Source organism: Fructilactobacillus florum DSM 22689 = JCM 16035 (assembly GCF_001436645.1).
GTDB classification, from domain to species: Bacteria; Bacillota; Bacilli; order Lactobacillales; family Lactobacillaceae; genus Fructilactobacillus; species Fructilactobacillus florum.
This window is the reverse complement of record NZ_AYZI01000009.1, coordinates 1-20,157: the sequence shown is the minus strand read 5'-3', so window position 1 is coordinate 20,157 and position 20,157 is coordinate 1. Positions and strand designations below refer to the sequence as shown.

Genomic DNA, 20,157 nt, shown 5'->3' with positions numbered 1-20,157 from the left:
TAGTTTTAATCAAAAATAACCTTGATTTGTTATTAGTATCATACCACAAGCAACTCTCAAAATAGCTATAATCCAATCTTTCCACCGGTTTGCTAACAAAAAACCGTTAGTTTCATTTCGCAAGAAACAACGGTTAGTAATGCTCTATTTAATTAATTGTTGTCGTTGATTATAAAAGCTCTGATAACCCAAGTAACACCCAATCATCGAACTAATCGAAGTAATCCCCAATAACATGAAAGTCACCATAATTTGATATTTAATGGCCAGGACTGGATCCGCGCCAGCAAAAATCATCCCAGACATCATCCCAGGTAAAGCGACTAATCCGACTGTCTTAGCAGTATCAATCGTCGGTTGCAATCCGGTTTTAATTGCATCTCGAATAATTCCTTTGCTAGCTGTCATCGGACTGGCACCGAGTGCTAACATCTCCAAAATCTGAGAACGCCGATCGGTGAACATCGAGTTCATCGTGCGGAAGCACAACCCCATTGCAACCATGGAATTGCTGACAATCATGCCGGTTAACGGAATAATTTGCGATGGAATGAATTTTACGGCTCCAGCAAAGACCAGCACTAGTAAAATTACTAAGGTGCTCGTCGCAATTGCTAACAGAGAAATCGGAAAGGAATTTTTTAAGTCGTTGCTTCGTCCTTTCGCATTATAAGCTCCGTTAAAAATAATAACTAAAATCAGCAGTAACGTTAATAGCCAGCTATCAACGCGGAAAACATACTTTAAAACGTAACCCACCACGAAGAGTTGGATAACACAACAAAACGTCGCAATAATCAAGTCCTTGGCAATCCCTAATTTTTCGCGATATCCAATCCAGAGTGCTAAACCGACAAAGACTCCGGTTAGTCCAAGCGCCGTATTGGAGACAATCAGATTATTCATGTTGATCCACCTCCGCTAGTTTGCCGTCTGCCAACCGGTAAAGGTTATGGGCATGTTTCAATTCTTCTTCATCGTGGGTAATCATGATGACGGATAGTTGATGACGATCGTTAAAATAATCAATCATTTTATGAACACTCCCTTTACTATCACTATCCAAACCAGTCGTCACCTCATCCATAATCAGGACTTCTGGCACAAACATGACATTTCGTAAAAGAGCAACGCGCTGCTTTTCCCCTCCAGAAAGGCTCGTAATCTCACGATCAAGATCACTAGCTCCCAAATCAACGGTTTGCAACGCCTTAACCGCATGCTGCTCATCAAATGGTTTCTTTCGTAACTGATAAGGAAAAGCTAAGTTCTCTCTAACCGTCTTGCCAAACAGCGTTGGTTGTTGAACGGCATACGAGACCCGCCGTCGATAAGCAATCGGATCTAGTGTTTCGATATCTTGGTCATCAAATGTAATCGTTCCGGAAGTTGGCTCGAGAAGGGAAGCCAGTAAACGCACAAAAGTTGATTTACCGCTTCCTGATGGTCCTGTAATGGTAACAATCTCCTGCTTTTCAAGCGACCAGTCAATTCCATTAATGATCGACCGTCCCGTCGCTTGATAGGTCAAGTTGCTTGTTGCTAACTGTGGCATAATAATCTCCATTCTTTTGAAATACAAAATAATTATACGCTATTTCAAATTCCATTCCAACGTGAATCCAGGTCAGCGCCTATTATCCTACGTCACTCGCCCTAGTAATGCTATAATTAACTAGTATCGATTTAATAAGGAGTAACGATGAAAAAACGGATTTCAAATCGACCCACTAACAGTTCCACTGTCCAGGTCAAACTAAACCAACGTGTCACGATCACCATCAAACGACTCGGAATTAATGGCGAAGGCGTCGGTTACTACCGTCGAAAATTGATTTTCATTCCCGGCGCCCTCCCGCACGAGCTGGTTCAAGCCCAGATTACGGAAATCAATCCCACCTATTTACGTGCCAGTATTATCCAAATCGACAAAAAAAGCGCGTTTCGGGTTTCGCCTCGAGATGCCTATGCCGGAAAGGTTGGTGGGTTTGAACTAGAAGCACTGGCCTATCCACAACAACTTGAGTTTAAGAGAGACCTCGTTAAGCAAGCCCTGCGGCGCTATCATCCGCGCGGTTTTGAAAAATATGAGGTGCGCCCAACCATTGGCATGACTAATCCTTACGAATACCGTAACAAAGCCCAGTTCCAAGTTCGAACCACCGCAACCGGGCACGTGATTGCTGGTCTGTACAAAGCGGGCACTCATGAGGTGGTTGATTTGCCAACCTGTTCGGTTCAAGACCCGATGACGATGCATGTCATGCGAAAAGTGGTTGCTCTGATTGAAGACCTGCAGATTCCAACCTTTGAACCAAAAAATCACTCAGGTATTATCAAAACCATCGTGGTTCGGGCTGCCCAGTTTACCAATGATGTTCAGCTCGTTTTAATTACCAATACCCCCAAACTAGTTAAAAAACAGCCGCTTTTGGAACGAATTACCGCGGAAATCCCTGAAGTTACCTCAGTGATGCAAAACATTAACCCCGGTGACAGTCCGCTTATCTGGGGCGATGAGACCCGTCATTTGGCTGGTAACAACACGATTACTGAAAAAATCAATGGGCTAAGCTTTGATATCTCGGCACGCGCCTTTCTCCAACTAAATTCTCATATGACTACTAGACTATATCAGCTTGCCAGTGAGGCTCTTGAGTTACATCAAGAAGATCGCCTGGTAGATGCCTATGCCGGGGTCGGTACCATTGGAATCTACCTGGCAGATCAAGTTAAAGAGGTTCGGGGAATGGAAACCATTGCTGAGGCTGTAGCCGATGCTAATCAAAATGCAGAAAAAAACCAGCGACAAAATGCCCACTACTATGTGGGAAAGGCTGAGGAACTCTTGTTTGACTGGTCTGCCGAAGGCTGGACGCCCACGGCACTTGTGGTCGATCCACCCCGTGCTGGTTTAGAGAATCGTTTGTTACAAACCATTTTAAAACTCAAACCGGCAAAGTTTGTCTATATTTCTTGTAACCAATCAACTTTAGCGCAAAACTTGGTTGAGCTCAGCAAGATTTATCGTGTTGACTATCTTCAACCGGTTGACATGATGCCGCAGAACCCCCATGTTGAAATCGTAGTGAAATTTACTCGTAAATAGGAGAAGTTTGTATGAATCCATTTAATTTTAACTTTGGCGATGATAATGATCAGGACAACTTATTAAAAATCATCCCACCAAACTATGCCGTTGTGAAAAATGATCGAGGTCAAATTCGCGTCAATAAAGTGGGACTATCATTTACTTGCTTATTCTTTTGTAATTTACCCGCAATTTTTCGCGCTGACTGGTATAACTTCTTTTGTATGATTGGCGTTGAACTTTTTGGTGCGATGTTATTAACATACGCAACTGGCGTCAATTTATATACCGCCGCATCCAGTTTGACCTTCTTTTTTTCACTACTTTGGACTGGCATTTACAATCTCATGTACTTTCGGCATCTCCAGAATCTAGGTTACAAACCCGTTGACGAACGATCCGCTAATTTACTAAAATCTCGCCGTTACTTTAAATAAAAACCAATGGAATTTAAAATTCCATTGGTTTTTTTTGTTACCAGCCTTAATGTTTGCGACGCTTATAAACAAACCTACCGATCAGTCCTAACAGTGCAAATCCAAGCACTGCCATAAGGGTCGTTGTATGTTCCCCAGTCTTTGGCAACAAGGCGGAGGCTTTTTCACCTTGTTGTGTTGGTTTAGCAGGTGCTGATTGTGGATGTTGCACTGCCGTAGCTCTTCCAACCTTGGGTGTCGGTTGTTCGTAAGGTGGCTTTAGCAACTCCCGTTCAGCTCCTTGTTGCTGATCTTCGCTTTCTCCTACCGGATGGTGGTCATCAGTAGTGGGCTGCTCATCTACACCTTCTGGCGTCAAAACCGCCCGAACATGAACAAAGACCGTAACGGTTTGCCCATCACTAGCCGTCAAAACAACGGGGTAAATCCCAACCTGTTGCGGATTAACCTGACTAATATCAACGGTTATTAGTAATTCCTTGCCATCCCGATCGGTTGCTCTGGCGCCGTAGTCACTTGGGCTCGTAGGAACCTCATCGCCAATGCTGATGGTAATATCATTACCCGTCAGTCCCTGCTGATTTGCCAACACCGTTACTTGTACGATCTTCGTTTGACCATCAGCAGTAGTTAACGTCACATCATACGTTCCTGGCTTTTGATTATCAACCTGGCTTGTATCCACCGTAACCGGAAGCTCGTTTCCGTCTTTATCGGTGGCTTTCGCACCATAAGTAGCAGGATCATTTGAGACCGCTTCGCCTGTATAAATCTTAACGTCTTGTCCAGTGATGCTTTGTTGATTTGCCAACACCGTTACTTGCACGATCTTCGTTTGTCCATCAGCAGTAGTCAGCGTCACATCATACGTCCCTGGCTTTTGATTATCAACCTGGCTCGTATCCACCGTAACTGGGATTTCGTTTCCGTCTTTATCGGTGGCTTTCGCCCCATAAGTGGCAGGATCATTTGAAACTGCCTCGCCCGTATAAATCTTAACGTCTTGTCCAGTGATGCTTTGTTGATTTTGAAGCACTGTAACTTGCACAACTTTCTTTTGTCCGTCACTAGTACTTAACGTCACATCATACGTCCCTGGCTTTTGGTTATCAACCTGGCTTGTATCCACCGTAACCGGAAGCTCATTTCCGTCTTTATCGGTTGCTTTCGCCCCATAAGTGGCAGGATCATTTGAAACCGTTGCTCCGNCTTCGCCTGTATAAATCTTAACGTCTTGTCCAGTGATGCTTTGTTGATTTGCCAACACCGTTACTTGCACGATCTTCGTTTGTCCATCAGCAGTAGTCAGCGTCACATCATACGTCCCTGGCTTTTGATTATCAACCTGGCTCGTATCCACCGTAACTGGGATTTCGTTTCCGTCTTTATCGGTGGCTTTCGCCCCATAAGTGGCAGGATCATTTGAAACTGCCTCGCCCGTATAAATCTTAACGTCTTGTCCAGTGATGCTTTGTTGATTTTGAAGCACTGTAACTTGCACAACTTTCTTTTGTCCGTCACTAGTACTTAACGTCACATCATACGTCCCTGGCTTTTGGTTATCAACCTGGCTTGTATCCACCGTAACCGGAAGCTCATTTCCGTCTTTATCGGTTGCTTTCGCCCCATAAGTGGCAGGATCATTTGAAACCGTTGCTCCGGTATAAATCTTAACGTCTTGTCCAGTGATGCTTTGTTGGTTTGCTAATCCATAATTCCAAACCCAATTACCGGGAAAGGAGTTAGTGGGGGTCTCACTAGTTTGATAAGAAGGAGAATCCATGTTAACCCAATTGCTGTAAGCTACCTTTCTGAGTTGCCCGTCATATTCAAAAGTTTTAGTCACAAAGGGAGTCGCCAGCGAACTGTTACTCAAATCGGTATTGACTCCGATCCTCAACTGACTCAAAGAACTAGTTCCAGAAAACATTGATTGGCGAATCGCACGGGTCGAATCAAAATTAGATAAATCTAATTTTTTTAAAGAATAATCACTCCAAAACATTTCTTGCATGGTGGTAACACGACTAGTATTAAAATTAGATAAATCTAGTGTCTCTAATGAATTGTTAACAAAAAACATTCCCGACATATCAACAACATTACTTGTATCAAAACTAGACACATTTACGCTAATTAACGAAGACATCACACCAAACATCGATCTCATTGAAACTACTTTACTAGTATTAAAACTAGATAGATCCAAACTAGTAACTTTTCTTACATCTCTAAACATATACTGCATTGTCGTCACTTTTTGCGTATCAAAAGTTGATAAATCAAGTGACTCCAGCGATATGTTGTTTGAAAACATACCGTACATGTTAGTAACTTGTGAGGTGTTTAGGTTATGCATATTATCAAATTTAATTAAATTAGAAAAATTTGCTAATAGCTTACTGGAATCCTGGGGAGCCTCCACCTTGGCTGCAAAATTAATATATTTAACCTGATCTCTAAAGTTATCGATTTCGCCACGATTTAACCCACTACCTAAAACCCCACCTTGATCAAAGGTTAACGTTTCGCCATCAAACGTCCAATGTGCCGTACCCCAAGTTCCAGTCGTTGGTTCGCTGGGCGTTGCTGCCAATGAAACCACTGGAGAAGTTGCTGCGGATGGTGCTGGAGTGGTTTCGGTCGCCGCCTCGGTTGGCTTTTCATCATGAACCGTGGCGGTTGGCTCAGCTGAAGCTTGATCAGGACTTGGTTTCGTGGCATTGGCATCATTAGTTGCCGGTAGTTGGTTCGTTTCTTGAGTTGACACAGCCGGTTGTTCGGATTCCGCTTGCTGTGGTGGGGTGTTTGATAAATTAGCATCCCCTGCATCCGCTTTAGTTGACGCTGGTGTGGTATCCGTCATCGACTGCGCTGCAGTAGCTGTTGATTGTTGCCCAGTTGCCGGTTCGTTAACTGGTGCTGGTTCGGCATCCGTCGTTGATTTGGTTGCTTCATCAGAAGTAGCAACAGCCAAATTAGCTTCCGTAGTATCTGCTTGAATCGTCTGCTGACCTAACCAAATCCCACCGGTCAAAGTCAACGTTGTTACTGTCGCAAACATCCAATGCTTGCCCGCTTTATACATTTTATAATGCTGCTTTTCTAAATTATTCATATCAATCCTCCCTTAATTCGAATTGTTTTAGCCTTAATTATAAAAGCAAGAGCATATTAAGCATATGTTCTTGTTTTAGTTTATTTATTAATGTATCGGAGATAATAACTTTCTAATTAAATTTGATTAACTGGAAAGTTAGGATCATCACCATGCAACACCTTGACAATATCATGGGCTGCATCAACCGCCATTCGTTGCTTGGTTTCAACCGTATTGGAAGCAATGTGCGGAGTTAACAAAACGTTCTCCAACTGCACTAGTGGATCTGAAACAGGTAGAGGTTCGTGTTCAAACACATCCAATGCGGCACCAGCAATTTGTCCCGTCTGAAGGGCCGCCACCAGATCATCTTCCACTAAAATACTTCCACGAGCCATGTTAATCAAATAGGCGTCATCTTTCATCATAGTAAATTCCCGTTTGCCAATCGAATGCTCCGTTGCAGGAATAGCAGGCAAATGAACCATCACGTAGTCAGCCGTCTTAAACAACGTATCACGGTCAACCAGCTCGACCCCTTCAGTTGGTCGTGAGGATGGATCCACTGCAATTATTTTGACTCCAAATCCCTGCAATTTAGCCGCGACCTGATGACCAATTCGACCAAAACCAAGAATTCCAACCGTTTTACCCTCTAAATCACGACCAAGATGGTTTTTTCGATAGTTCCAATGACCATCATGAAGTGCTTTGGAATCCTGATAAAGGTTCTTACTGATCGCTAAAAGTTCAGTAATAGCGGTCTCAGCCACGGAACCAGACAGTGCAGTTGGAGTATTAACTACCTGAATTCCACGCTGCGTAGCGGCTGCAACATCAACTGCATCATATCCCACCCCGTTTCGCGCAATTACTTGTAGGTTCGGCATGGCATCCATGATCTCCGCATCAAATGGCTGCGTCCCGATCAAAACAGCATTTGCAGCTGCTCCTTCACTCATCATCACAGCTTTGTCGCTACTGGTTCCGACGATCACTTGCAACCCAGCTTCTTTTAAGATTTCCTTGCCAACTGCTGGGATATCATCTGGTAAATAAACAATTTTTTTGGACATAACTATACTCCTTTTTGTGCAATCAAAAATTCCTGAAGTTGAGTGGGGGTTGGATAACCATCGTTATCACCGGGAGTTTGCACTTGCAAAGCCCCCACAGCATTGCCCCGCTCTACAGCTGCTTCTAGACTCAGCTGATCAAGTAATCCGGTTATCAAACCGAGTGCAAAACCATCACCAGCTCCGACTGTATCAACTACTTTGGCTGCCCGAAAACCTGGGATAATCTTGCCCTGTTTGTCTCCCTTGTTTTTTAGGTAGGCTCCCGCTTCCCCTAATTTAACAACCACCGTCCGGGTTTGGTCGCCATTGTGCAGGTAAAAATCCGCAATTGTTTCTGGGTCATCGCTGCCAACCAAAATTTTACCCTCGTTAATCCCCGGTAACACAATTTGACCAAAACGAGCTAACTGATTAATTGTTTCAATCATCTGTGCCTCGGAGTCCCACAATGCTGGGCGCAGATTAGGATCAAAGGTAGTTAGAATCCCGTGTTCTAGTAATTTAGTAGCAAATTCCTCAAACGTAGCTAGCGCGAGTCGTGAAATCGCCGGAAAAATCCCCGAAAGATGACCAATTTTAACCCCAGAAAAATCGATTTCGTCAATCACCGCTGGTTTCAGGTGAGCTGCGGCCGAATTCTTCCGAAAATTAAACGTCTGCGGATCCCCCTCAGCAACCAGCTCCTTGAGTTGAAAGGCCGTCCAGTTATTCGGATCGGACTCAATGTAAGTAGTTCCGACTTGATGATTTTTAATGTTTTTAATCGCAAAATCACCTAACGGATCTTGCCCGACTTGCGAAATATACTCAGTTGAATGGCCTAGACGCGCAGCGCCAATTAACACATTCAATTCCGCCCCACCCAGCAATTTATAGTAATCAATACTGTCAACCAATCCTGCTCCTAAGTCTTTAGAAGCAAAAGTTACAATTGGTTCGCCTAAAGTTAATAGTTCCGTCATCAGTTTGTTCTCCTTCGTTACTTAGTGGCCAAAAAATACATACACCAACATGACATTAACCGCGGTAATTATCCACATCACTGGTACGCCGGTCTTGAGATATTCTTTACTGCTCAATTTTGAATAGGTTAAAGCCCAAGTATTCCAAGATTGAGTTAGATCAATTGAAACCGCCATGATGCTTACGGTATAGAATAGTGGTAATAAAAACATGGGATTAAAGTAGCCCGTGGCTGCTAAAACTGAAGCCGTAGCAGCTCCTGCTCCCCATACGTGCAACGGACCACGAAAGAGTGCTAACGGTGCTAATACCGCAAACAAGAGCGCTAATATCAATGGATTATGGGGCAGGATCACTTCAATCAAACCTTTAAAATGTGGCACATTAATTGTGGCAGCTCCAACGAACATGATAAGCGCTAGTAAGAAAATAATCAGCCCCGCAATGTCATTAACTGCGCGTACCGTGGTCTGATTAACAAAATCAACCAGTCCATGAAACGTTTTCATCTTACCGGTCAAGAGCAAGGCGATTAACGTTGATAGTAGCAGTGCGGGAATGGCATCCCACTTAAAAACTAAATTGAAAATTACCGGTAGTAGTGGAATCACATACGTAATTGGATTAACTCGAGGAACAGCTGGGGCACCTGCTTTTGCTTCGGCTAATTCCTCGATGGCTCCGCCCTTAATCTGGCGCCGATGGATTAGAATAAAGATAATAATCCCCACGGTTTGAACCAACATTGCCGTAATCCCAAACATCAAATATTTTCCAGAATAACTAACGGACGGAAAAAAGGCCTTAATTTGATTAAAGAGCACGACGTTGAGGTACATTGCTCCTCCAATTGCCATTGTAAAAATTGGAATCGCTAATCTTTTGGGGACTCCGATCGACAACAGAATGGGAATTAGAATAACCCCGATTGCCATTACCGAACCAACCCCATATGCCGATGAAAAGATCAATACCGTAACTAATACAATCATAATCGTAGCTAAGATCGGAGCTTTACGACCAACTTTTTCGGTCTGAGCTGATATTGAACCTGCAATCCCCGTCTCCACTAAAACCCGACCAAACCAAGATCCAAAAATAATATAGATAATGGTGGGTCCATAATTCAACGCCGGTTCGGCAATTACCTTTTGCATGACCGTATTGAAAGGAATTAATCCGATAACGGACCACAGCACTGCCATGATGAAGAAGCCAACGGTAAGATTCCCGCCCTTCATGATGTAGTAAATGAACGCCAAAAAAGTAATTAGTAACAGTGTACTAATGATAATATTTGTCATCGTCAGTCTCCTTCAGTAAGCTTCGCAATCCCCGCTTCTAAAACAGCTTGGGAGGCCGTTGGATACTCCAAAGCCACCGGAACATCTTGCGGTAATTGCTGAAGGATCGTTTCCCATGGTAGCTCACCGTCACCTAATGGAACCGTCACAGTTTGTTTCCCGCTGCCAAGACAATCTTTCAGATGAATATAACTCACGTGTTCAGTCAGCATCGTTGCTGCTTGCAGTGGATCTTCATCGACATAGCACCAATTACCCAAGTCATAAACATAGCCAATTTGCAATCCATGGCGTCGGGCGGCATCCAAAAAGTTGACAATCGCTGCCAAACTTCCGGACTGTTGCGTCTGATCATTTTCAACATTAATCTGGTCAACTAATCGCCCATAGTGTTCCAGCTTGATGAGTTGTTCGGTCTTAAATCCTTTAAATTCACCGATGTTAAATTTAATGGCATGAATTCCTAATTGTTGAGCCTCTGTAAAGTAAGTCGTCAACTTAGCGTTTAACTTGCCTCCAATAAATAATTCATCCGGAACTGAATAAAACAAAGTTAAGCCATGTTGTTCTGCGTAAGCGCGAATCCCTTTGATTTCACCCGGGATATTTTTGAAAAATTCGCGGCGAATTTCTACATTAGTAATCCCCAAACTAACCGCCGTGTGCAGCATTTCTAACTGCAACTCACCTTGAGCCCTGGCATTAGCGAAGACCAAATTGTTTAAAACTAGGTTGTTCTTTTCCATGATGTGTACCTCTTCCTATTTTTGTAAACCGTTTTCGGAAACCGGTTTACAAAAATAAGTGTAATCGCTTTCATGGATATTGTCAACTTTTTTATTGTATAATGCGAGTATGATGAAAAAGACAACTATTAATGATATTGCAAAAGCAGCCGGGGTATCTAAAACCACCGTCTCACGCTATCTAAACAAAAAATATGCCAACATGTCGGAAGCTACCAAAAACAAAATCGAAGCTACCATCGCCAAACTCCACTATCAACCCAACCGTAACGCCCAAAGTTTGAAAACTAATCAATCTTATTTATTGGGAGTTTCCGTAGCCGACATTTCCAATCCATATACTCCCCGCCTGCTCAAGGGGATCAATGACTATTTGCAGTCAACGCGCTATCAGATCATGATTATGGATGCCGATAATTCCGTCCAATTAGAACAAGCCAACATTCAAAAGCTGCTACGTGATGAGATCGATGGATTACTACTGCAACCGCTCAACAATCAAGCAAAAAATTATGAACAATTGATTGCCTCCGGCCTGCCAACCATTCAAGTAGACCGCTATTTGGAAACTAGTAACTGGTCAGCCGTTGTTTCTGATAATTTTAAAAAAGCTGCCGAAGTTGGTGCCCTCATCCAAGCACACCACTACCAGCATGTGATTGTCTTGACAAATAGCATCCAATATATCAGTAGTCGAAAAAATCGCTTGTCCGGCTTAAAAGCCGCCCTTCAAACTAGCAACATCAATATTCAGGTTCTTAACGTAGATCAAGAGCAGGACTGGCAAACGATTTTAGTGACTGCTGCTCAGCAAGATCAAAAGACCGTCATCTATGCTCTAAATGGTTCCCTGCTATGGGAGACAATTCGAACGCTGCGCTCGGCAGAAATTGATTTTCCTACAGATGTTGGTTTGCTGGGCTATGATGATAGTGGTCTGGCTGATTTAATCACTCCTGGCATTACATCAATTATGCAAAACCCCCATCAGATTGGAAAATTAGCGGCTTGTAAATTGGTCAAACTGATTGACAATCCGAAAAAAACAAAAACTGAAAAAACTGAAATTCCAACTTCATTAATTAAACGTGCTTCTCTATGATCACCGTTTAAAGTAACCAAATGCAAAAAACCGATGTCCCTAATAGACATCGGTTTTTTTAATTTTAAATTCTTTAGCATGCCGAATGGAACCAAACGTAGCTAGACCTTGATTTATCAAAGCTGAACACAACTGTCATTATAATTTTACAATTATCATTTTCAATGATGTCGTTTTGTTTTGGTAATGCTACAATTTAGTTGACTTTATAACTAGATTCCTCGGGAGGAAATCATGACTTATCAAAACGTAACAATCATCGGCGGCGGGGTCCTTGGAGCTCAAATTGCGCTTGTATCAGCTTTGCATGGTAAAAACGTGACCATCTGGGGGAGAAAAAATCAATCGTTAGACAAGGCTCGGCAGCGAGTGACTTTATATTCACAAACCGCTACTAAATTTTTAAAGCTCTCTCATCAACAGCTTGAACAATCATCAACAAATTTGCATTACCTTACGGATTTAGAGACTGCCGTTGCAAATGCTGATTTAGTAATTGAATGCCTCCCCGAAAATCGAGCTTTAAAACGCGATTTCTTTAAGAGGTTTGCACAAATCGCCCCTCAAAAGACTGTCATAGCAACCAATACCTCAACCATGCTTCCATCTGAGTTTGCTGAAGATACTGGTCGCCCAACTAAGTTTTTGGCATACCACTTTGCTAATGAAATTTGGAAATACAATACAGCTGAAATCATGCCCCAAAGTCAGACTGATCCACAATTAATTGATACTTTTATCGCCTATTCTAAGGAGATTGGCATGGTTCCGTTGGTAATCCATAAGGAACAGGCGGGTTATTTACTGAACTCCATGTTAATTCCTTTTTTACAAGCCGCTTTAAACCTGTGGGGAACTGACGTTGCAAACTTTCAAACCATTGATAAAACTTGGATGATCGCCACTGGAAGTGCAATTGGTCCCTTTGGCTATTTAGATCTGATCGGCATTCGGACTATCTTAGCCATCGGTGAAGCAGATGAGCAAGCTGATTTATCCCAACCCGTCTACACCAAGATTAAAAATATGCTGGCAGCTGGCCATATTGGGGTGGAAACTGGGCAGGGATTCTATACCTATCCGCACCCCGCCTATCAACAAGCCGACTTTTTAAAGTAATCAGCGAACTAACTTTGCTGTTTGCTTAAATTTAGCAATCAAAAAAACGACCCATCAAAACGATGGATCGTTTTTTATATAACTATCTTAAGAAGGCAGTTACTGCGGCAGCACCAATGATCAATGCTAGCCCAATTAACGTCATAACCATTTCTTTAGATGTTTTCTTCTGATGCAACATGTAAATCCCTGTCAAAGTTGCTAAGACTACACTTACCTGCGAAATTACGAAAGCATTTGAAAGTCCCAACATCTTAGGTTGTGCAGCAATCAGATATGATAAAGCAGCAATTCCAAACAGTAATCCTGCAAAAATCTGTTTATAAGAAACTGCTTCCTTAAAGACATTTTCTTGATTGATTCGCATCAAACTATAAACTACCGCAACTAAGACCATTCCGATCGCCTGTGGTAAAAAGGCTTGTAAACCAGTCATTTCTGGCGTGCTTGGCAAAATTCCTTTCGCCCAAGTTAAATTACCAGCCTGTGGGGCTGCCGAGTATAACCAGTAACCGATAACCCCGATTAATTGGTAAATAACGGCCTTTTTCAAGGCATCGACATTTGTATTTTCTTTATTTTCCGACCAAGTCGTCAAAGTTGCTCCAATGATGATAACGATTAGAGCAAGAATTCCTAAGACCTTGTTCAGAGCACCTGGCCAACTGCTCAGGGCAAAAGCACCCCATAGCGCAGTTACAATCAGTTGAAAAGCAGTGGTAATTGGCATTACCCGTGAAGAACCGATCAAAGTATAACCTTTAAAGGCCATAATCTGACCGAAGCCCCAACCACATCCAGATAGAATCCCGTAAACTAAGTTCCATCCAGTTGGGAAAGCACTACCTGAGACAAAGTACACAACTAATGCGACGACCAAGGCTCCAATCGTAGCACCCAAAATCTGATTAGAAGGTTTCCCTCCAATCTTAGATGAGACTGTGGGGAAGAATCCCCACCCAATAACTGGAATAATTCCAATTAATAATGCAATTCCTTCCATCTTTTTTCCTCCATTGACCGCAACGGGTCAGTAAATTATTTCTGAGTTAATTATAAATCATTTTCATTTTATCTGAAAGCGATTTCATGAAATTAGTTAATTTTTCTTCCGCTAGTTTGGAATAAAGGCTGTCAAGGCTGCTGCGACCACAATCAAAGCCAATCCTAGCAAGGTGACTACCATTTCTCGGGGCGTCTTAGTTTGATGAAGCCAGAAAATTCCCGTTAAGGTTGACACAATCACGTAGGCTTGTGAAAGCACAAAGGCGGTCGATAGTCCTAACATATTGGGCTGCGTTGCGATGAAATAGCTAAGCGCTGCTAACGAAAGCACTACTCCAGAAATGATCTGTTGATAAGAAACCCGTTCCTTAAAAGCATTTTCGTGTTTAAGTCGTGCCAGGCAATAAATTACTGCCGCCACAACCATTCCAATTCCCTGTGGCAAGAAAACCGTAAGTCCACTTAGATTGATGAAGCGGGGTGCTGCTGAATAAAGCCAGTACCCGGCTGATCCAATCAACTGATACCCAATCGCCACGCGCATTTTGTGCACACTAGCGGCTTGGCGATGCTGTTGCCAAATGGTTAGATAAGTTCCCACCACGATGATTAACAATGCACTGAAACCCATGATTTTTGCATCTAGGCGAGCCCAATTTCCAAGGAAGAGCACGCCCCACAACGTATTGATTACCATCTGGACACCGGTATGAATCGGCAAAACCCGTGAAGAACCGACTAGTTGATATCCTTTGAAGCCCATAATTTGACCAAAGCCCCAGCCCGCTCCCGACAAGCTGCCCACTAACAAGACCATCCCCGTCGGCAATGGTAAATGAAAAAGGAAACTAACTCCCACCCCAGTCAAAAAACTGCCGAGCGTAGCCCCTAGAATTTGGTTGGTTGGTCGACCGCCGATTTTACTCGCAATCGTTGGAAATAACCCCCAACCCAAAATTGGAAATAATCCAACTAAAAGTGCGATCAGATTCATTTATTCGTGCTCCTTTTGATCATGGTTAGCCTGCGGTTGAAAACTCTGAGCGGCCTGCACGGCTCGCCGCCATCCTCGCAATCGTCGTTGCCGGACTGGTTCCGTCATTTTAGCTGTGAAACATCGTCCCGTAGTAGTAATTTGTTGGACTTCATCCACATCCTTCCAAAAGCCGGTTGCTAGTCCACTCAAAACAGCGGCACCCCAAGCCGTAGTTTCCTCATCACTAGTTCGTTGCACTGGCTTAGCCAGGATATCCGCCAAAAATTCCATTAAATAAGTATTCCGACTGGAACCACCATCTGCTCCGAATTGGGTAATCGCAAGTTGCGTAGCTGTTTCCATCTCATCGACAATATCCTTAGTTCGATAGGCGATTGATTGTAACGTAGCTTGCACCAGTTCGTTAGCTCCAGTCGCCTGTGTCATGCCAAAAATTGCTCCTCGCGTTTTCGTATCCCAATAAGGTGCCCCCAGTCCAGTAAAAGCTGGCACTAGGTAAACATTACTCTGCGGGTCTGCCTCATTTGCCGCCTTACGCGAGGCTGGAACATCCTTGATCAACCCCAGTTCATCACGCAACCACAACAATGCCCGCCCGGCCGTGAAAATGGTTCCTTCTAAACCGTAGCTCACCGTGCCATTCATTCCATAGGCAATTGTCGTCAACAATCGATCGGCATGCTTAGCTGGTTGCGTGCCCGTATTCATCATGATAAAAGCACCGTCGCCATAGGTTCCTTCTACCATGCCAGGGGTGAAACTCATCGAACCGACTAACGCGGCCTGTTGATCACCAGCTAGGCCAGCGATTGGGACCTGCACGCCGTAAAATTGGTAGTTCTCCGTAAACCCATAAACCGCATCGCTAGGTTGCACCTTTGGCAACATCGTCCGTGGAATGTTCAGCATCCGCAAAATATCAGCATCCCACTCCAAAGTATGGATATTAAAGAGCATCGTCCGGCTGGCGTTGGTATAGTCGGTTGCGTGAATGCGACCGGCCGATAGCTTCCACATCAACCAAGTGTCAATTGTCCCAAAAAGCAGGTCGCCTGCCTCGGCCCGGGTTTGTGCTCCTGGAACCTGATCTAAAATCCAACGAAGCTTGGTCGCAGAGAAATAGGCATCAATCACTAAACCCGTTTTTTCTCGAATAACCCCCGCTTTCCCATCCTGACGGAGCTGATCAGCCAAATGATTGGTCTGTTGTGAAAGCCAGCCAATTGCCGGATAGATGGGCTTGCCGGTATTGCGATCCCAAACTACGGTCGTTTCGCGTTGATTAGTAATCCCAATCGAATGAATCATCTCTGGATGAATCTGAGCATCAATCAGCGCGGCGGCAATCGCTGAAAGCACGGAACTCCAGATAACATCCGGATCTTGTTCGACCCACCCCGAATGGTTATTGATATGTGGAACTGGTTTCATGCTTTCAATCACTTTTCGACCATCATGATCATAGATAACCGCTCGCGTACTACTAGTTCCCTGATCAATGGCTAAAATGTAAGGTGCTGAAGTTGTCATGGTAACCCCTTTCGTCAAAGCTGCTCGCATTATCATAACACGGCGACCTTGTTTCGAAAAAAATGGTGCAGTTAGACTCAAAGTCTAACTGCACCACCAAGCTAATTTTAACGTTTAATTTCAACCTTAATGTCACAATCGAGATCTGCGGGCTGAAGTTGTTCTTGATAGGTAAAGGCTGCTTCCTTGAAGTAGTGCTTCATCTCATCATTAATCACCTGCAATGACCGTGGATCATTGTTTTGTTGCTTGATTAATAACGTATATTCCTTAGTATCCTCATCAACATTTTCAAAGTCGTACAGGACATCAACGGTATTTAAAATTTCTTGAATTAATTGTCGTTCCGTCATTTTCATGGACTAAATCTCCTTCAAAACGTTTGCCTTTAGCCTATGACACTTTTCGATTTTTGTAAACACCAGACGCTCCGTAGTTTTCTGAGTCATGCTATAATTAAAGTACTATAACTATTGCGAAAGAAGTGAAATCATGGAAAATAAGCGTGTTTTACCACTTGATTCAGTCGACAATCCTCGCGAACTTGGTGGCTATGAAACCCGTGATGGGCACCGCGTCAAGTGGCAAAAGTTGATCCGAACCGGCAGTCTCGGTCGTTTAACTGCTACCGATTTGAATTATCTGGAAGCTTACGGAGTCCGTGCTGACGTCGATTTGCGTTCAAAACCAGAGGTAAACGCAGCCGGTGACCAACTCGCAAACAGCAACATTGTTTACCACTTTACCCCGGTTTTTAACGAAGATCGCACTGATAATTCCCAAGATCCCCGTGATTTCCGTAAATTATTAGAAAATGACCCTCATTATGGACATGATCACATGGTAAATACTTATGTCCAAATGATTAGTAAGAAAGAACCCCGCCAAGCTTTTTATCGTCTTTTTCAAACGCTTTTAAACAATGATCAGGCGGAGGATGCCATTTTGTTCCATTGTACGGCGGGCAAGGATCGAACTGGAATGGCTGCTGTTTTTATTTTGGCAGCGCTTGGCGTTGATGAAGAAACGATTAAACATGATTATCTCCTAACTAATGAAGTGGTTCGTGATATTATCGAACAAAAGGTCGCCGATGTAAAACAGGCGGGCTTTTCTGACCAAGCGGCTGAGAATCTCCGTGCCCTTTATTGCGTTGACATAGATTACTTAAATGCAGCCCTCGCTGAAATCAAGCAACGCTATGGTTCAATGGATAATTTTTTGCACCAGGGAATTGGCTTGTCAACGGCTGACCTCACCAAATTACGACAACTTTATCTCGAATGACTAGCCAAACTAAACAAATTTATTTATAATACGTAGCAAGAGGGTGAACTGAGATGTCAGAGAATTGGCGGTTGCTGCAAGCCATGCAGGTTCACCCCTCAAATTACAACTTTAACCTAAATTAAGTGCAGGTCAACCGACCTGAAAATGGGTGGTACCGCGCGTCAGCGTCCCAATAGCGTTGCTATTGAGACGCTTTTTATTTTGTTAAAAGGAGACCAACAATGGATATTTTAAACGATCTACAATGGCGAGGCGCCATTAATCAAGTGACTGATTTACCCGGACTAACGCAGGAACTTCAGGAACACCCGATTGCCCTCTACTGTGGGGTTGATCCCACGGGGCCCAGTATGCACATTGGTCATCTAATTCCCTTTATGTTGATGGAACGTTTCGCCAGAGCCGGTAATTACCCGTACATTGTCATCGGTGGGGCTACTGGCTCAATCGGCGATCCCAGCGGTCGTGCAACTGAACGGCAGTTGCAAACCAAACAGCAGGTACAGGCTAATGTCACGGCACTCACCAAGCAAATGCAACAATTATTTGGAACTAATTCAAACATCAAAATTGTTAACAACTATGACTGGACTAAAGATCTTAGTTTGTTGGACTTTCTACGCGATTACGGAAAACATTTCAATGTCAACACCATGTTAAATAAAGAAGTCGTGGCCACTCGGTTGGATCAAGGAATTTCCTTTACTGAATTCACCTACCAAATCCTTCAAGCCTACGATTTCTTAACGTTGAATCAAAAGCATCACGTTCAGCTTCAAGTTGGTGGCGCCGATCAGTGGGGAAATATCACAGCGGGAATTGACTTAATTCATAAGTTAGTCGGTCGAAAACAGCCGGTCTTTGGATTAACTATTCCTCTCATGCTCAAAGCAGACGGCACCAAATTTGGCAAAACTGCCGGCGGGGCGGTGTGGCTCGATCCCCAAAAAACCACGCCCTACGAATTCTATCAATTTTGGTACAACCAAGATGATCGCGATGTTGTAAAATACCTGAAATTTTTCACCTTCTTGAGCCACGCAGAAATTGATGAATTGGCAAAAAAAGTTGAACAGACGCCCTGGAAACGGGACGCCCAACGCGCCCTTGCTGAAAACGTAACTGAATTTGTTCATGGTCATGCTGCCGTAGAAAATGCTGAACGAATCGCTCAGCTACTCTTTACGAATAATCTCCAGGAACTGACCGCAGATGAAGTCCAGCAAGTCTTTCACAGCGTACCAACCACTACCATTGCAAAAACTCCCCATAATTTAGTCGACCTGTTATTAACAATGCAGGTTGAAACTTCTAAACGGCAGGCGCGCGAAGATATCAAGAATGGGGCCATTCGGATTAACGGCATTAAAATAACTGATACCAATGCGCAAATTGATCCTCAAAATAATTTTGACGGTCGTTATTTAATTGCGCAACGTGGTAAGAAGAAACATTTTCTGGCACAAGTCCAATAATGCCTTAAAAAAAGAAGGACGACACCCTAATGGTTGTCATCCTTCTTTTTTTCTTTGAAATTAATCTGCTGCCGTCAGGGATGCTTTAATGTCAGCTAACGACACCTCTCCCTTTAGGTATTTTTGATACAGTGGATTTGCATCTGCTTCCGTTTCATCTTGGCGAAAATCATAATTTTCGATAATCATTTCTAAACTTTTTTGGTTCAGATTAGTCATCCCGGGTTCGTTTAAATAAGAAGATAACCAAATCGAATATACGTTTCCCAAACTACTTTTATTAATAATTTGCGGATCCAAGTAACTCGGATCACCGTTTAAGAGAGCCACTAAAACTCGAAAATCTTGACTATTTTTAGTTTCATCACGAGTAGTCCCAATCGTAGCAATTTCTTTTTCTAAAATACGTTGATTAAGTATCTGGCGTTTTTTAATTTCTGGCATTAGTCATAAACTCCTGTTTAATCTACATTCCGTTTAACTAACCAGTGAAACTGGTTATCTAATTTTACCACACCATTTTCATCTAGACACTAATGAAAAACCCACCTAGTCGGCACGTGCCGAACTGGGTGGGTCTCATTAAAATTTAATTTATAAAAATTTTGTTTACCAGTAACTGTGTGAAGCACGGAAGTTAACGGCGTTTTGAACAGAACCGTATCGGCTAATTGCGTACTGCCGAGCAACTCGTTCTTGATTAGCTGGAGAATAGTCACCATTCAAGTAGGAAGCTGACAATTGGTACTTACCAATGTACTGACCGTTACGAGCTGTGTATGAACCACCTGATTCTACGCGCGCAATTGAATCCATTGAGCCATCATTGTTAACTGGAGCATTGTTAGTTGTTTGCCGAGCTGGTTGAGCCTGAACTGCTGGTTTAGCAGCTGGTTGCGGAGCTGCAGCAGGAGCGGGC

At 43.3% G+C, this 20,157-nt stretch carries 20 protein-coding genes; 6 read left to right on the top strand and 14 right to left on the bottom strand.

All coding sequences use genetic code 11. The features are described 5' to 3' along the window. Positions 1-144: 144 nt before the first annotated feature. Both FC87_RS05625 and FC87_RS05620 read right to left on the bottom strand, forming a co-directional pair. Positions 145-906, bottom strand: coding sequence for an ABC transporter permease (locus tag FC87_RS05625; RefSeq protein ID WP_056961857.1), 762 nt, complete (start codon positions 904-906; stop codon positions 145-147). Continuing rightward, the gene (locus FC87_RS05620; protein ID WP_054690690.1) at positions 899-1,555 is read right to left on the bottom strand and encodes an ABC transporter ATP-binding protein; all 657 of its coding nucleotides are present in this window, start codon (positions 1,553-1,555) and stop codon (positions 899-901) included. The genes FC87_RS05625 and FC87_RS05620 overlap by 8 nt, the downstream gene beginning before the upstream one ends. 147 nt (positions 1,556-1,702) lie before the next feature. Here FC87_RS05620 and rlmD point away from each other — a divergent pair, with 147 nt between their 5' ends. Both rlmD and FC87_RS05610 read left to right on the top strand, forming a co-directional pair. Beyond that, positions 1,703-3,109 carry a 23S rRNA (uracil(1939)-C(5))-methyltransferase RlmD gene (rlmD, locus tag FC87_RS05615; protein ID WP_056961856.1) on the top strand — a complete coding sequence of 469 codons (1,407 nt, stop codon included), beginning with the start codon at positions 1,703-1,705 and terminating at the stop codon, positions 3,107-3,109. 11 nt (positions 3,110-3,120) lie between these two features. After that, the gene (locus FC87_RS05610; protein WP_035422489.1) at positions 3,121-3,528 is read left to right on the top strand and encodes a hypothetical protein; all 408 of its coding nucleotides are present in this window, start codon (positions 3,121-3,123) and stop codon (positions 3,526-3,528) included. 46 nt (positions 3,529-3,574) lie between these two features. Here FC87_RS05610 and FC87_RS07205 read toward each other — a convergent pair whose 3' ends face one another. The 6 genes from FC87_RS07205 to FC87_RS05585 form a co-directional block, all read right to left on the bottom strand. Next, positions 3,575-3,739 carry an LPXTG cell wall anchor domain-containing protein gene (locus FC87_RS07205; protein WP_420864878.1) on the bottom strand — a complete coding sequence of 55 codons (165 nt, stop codon included), beginning with the start codon at positions 3,737-3,739 and terminating at the stop codon, positions 3,575-3,577. Positions 3,740-4,737: 998 nt separating this feature from the next. Then, positions 4,738-6,646 (bottom strand): BspA family leucine-rich repeat surface protein (locus FC87_RS07200; protein WP_420864876.1); only part of this gene is annotated, 1,909 nt, incomplete at its 3' end. 116 nt (positions 6,647-6,762) lie between these two features. After that, complete coding sequence (locus FC87_RS05600) at positions 6,763-7,704, bottom strand: phosphoglycerate dehydrogenase (protein WP_054690683.1); 942 nt, start codon at positions 7,702-7,704, stop codon at positions 6,763-6,765. Between the two features lie 2 nt (positions 7,705-7,706). Continuing rightward, positions 7,707-8,669 (bottom strand): sugar kinase, encoded by a 963-nt coding sequence (locus FC87_RS05595; protein WP_009166369.1) that lies wholly within the window; start codon positions 8,667-8,669, stop codon positions 7,707-7,709. Positions 8,670-8,690: 21 nt separating this feature from the next. After that, positions 8,691-9,974 (bottom strand): hypothetical protein, encoded by a 1,284-nt coding sequence (locus FC87_RS05590; RefSeq protein WP_035422147.1) that lies wholly within the window; start codon positions 9,972-9,974, stop codon positions 8,691-8,693. A 2-nt stretch (positions 9,975-9,976) separates the two neighbouring features. Continuing rightward, positions 9,977-10,720, bottom strand: a complete 744-nt coding sequence (locus FC87_RS05585) for a sugar phosphate isomerase/epimerase family protein (protein ID WP_054690677.1) — start codon at positions 10,718-10,720, stop codon at positions 9,977-9,979. Positions 10,721-10,829: 109 nt separating this feature from the next. On the opposite strand from FC87_RS05585, the gene FC87_RS05580 reads away from it, so the two are divergent. Both FC87_RS05580 and FC87_RS05575 read left to right on the top strand, forming a co-directional pair. Next, on the top strand, positions 10,830-11,822 hold the full coding sequence (locus tag FC87_RS05580) for a LacI family DNA-binding transcriptional regulator (RefSeq protein WP_056961851.1): 993 nt from the start codon (positions 10,830-10,832) through the stop codon (positions 11,820-11,822). 234 nt (positions 11,823-12,056) lie between these two features. Further along, entirely contained in the window at positions 12,057-12,941 is an 885-nt protein-coding gene (locus tag FC87_RS05575; protein ID WP_009166365.1) for a 3-hydroxyacyl-CoA dehydrogenase, read from the top strand. Positions 12,942-13,023: 82 nt separating this feature from the next. Here the strand turns inward: FC87_RS05575 and rbsU are convergent, their stop codons facing one another. The 4 genes from rbsU to FC87_RS05555 all read right to left on the bottom strand — a co-directional run bounded on the left by rbsU (position 13,024) and on the right by FC87_RS05555 (position 16,832). Continuing rightward, positions 13,024-13,944, bottom strand: coding sequence for a ribose/proton symporter RbsU (rbsU, locus tag FC87_RS05570; RefSeq protein ID WP_035422140.1), 921 nt, complete (start codon positions 13,942-13,944; stop codon positions 13,024-13,026). 111 nt (positions 13,945-14,055) lie between these two features. Further along, positions 14,056-14,940, bottom strand: a complete 885-nt coding sequence (locus tag FC87_RS05565; protein WP_035422139.1) for a GRP family sugar transporter — start codon at positions 14,938-14,940, stop codon at positions 14,056-14,058. Beyond that, positions 14,941-16,503 (bottom strand): glycerol kinase GlpK, encoded by a 1,563-nt coding sequence (gene glpK / locus FC87_RS05560; RefSeq protein WP_009166364.1) that lies wholly within the window; start codon positions 16,501-16,503, stop codon positions 14,941-14,943. A gap of 77 nt (positions 16,504-16,580) precedes the next feature. Next, positions 16,581-16,832: a hypothetical protein gene (locus tag FC87_RS05555; protein WP_009166363.1), complete on the bottom strand. Its 252-nt coding sequence runs from the start codon at positions 16,830-16,832 to the stop codon at positions 16,581-16,583. Between the two features lie 133 nt (positions 16,833-16,965). On the opposite strand from FC87_RS05555, the gene FC87_RS05550 reads away from it, so the two are divergent. Beyond that, the gene (locus FC87_RS05550) at positions 16,966-17,760 is read left to right on the top strand and encodes a tyrosine-protein phosphatase (RefSeq protein WP_056961849.1); all 795 of its coding nucleotides are present in this window, start codon (positions 16,966-16,968) and stop codon (positions 17,758-17,760) included. 224 nt (positions 17,761-17,984) lie between these two features. Beyond that, entirely contained in the window at positions 17,985-19,238 is a 1,254-nt protein-coding gene (gene tyrS, locus FC87_RS05545; protein WP_009166361.1) for a tyrosine--tRNA ligase, read from the top strand. A gap of 60 nt (positions 19,239-19,298) precedes the next feature. On the opposite strand, the gene FC87_RS05540 is transcribed toward tyrS, so the two are convergent. Both FC87_RS05540 and FC87_RS07110 read right to left on the bottom strand, forming a co-directional pair. Beyond that, on the bottom strand, positions 19,299-19,682 hold the full coding sequence (locus tag FC87_RS05540) for a hypothetical protein (RefSeq protein WP_009166360.1): 384 nt from the start codon (positions 19,680-19,682) through the stop codon (positions 19,299-19,301). Between the two features lie 165 nt (positions 19,683-19,847). Next, the coding region (locus tag FC87_RS07110; RefSeq protein WP_477190168.1) for an aggregation-promoting factor C-terminal-like domain-containing protein at positions 19,848-20,157 on the bottom strand (310 nt) is incomplete at its 5' end.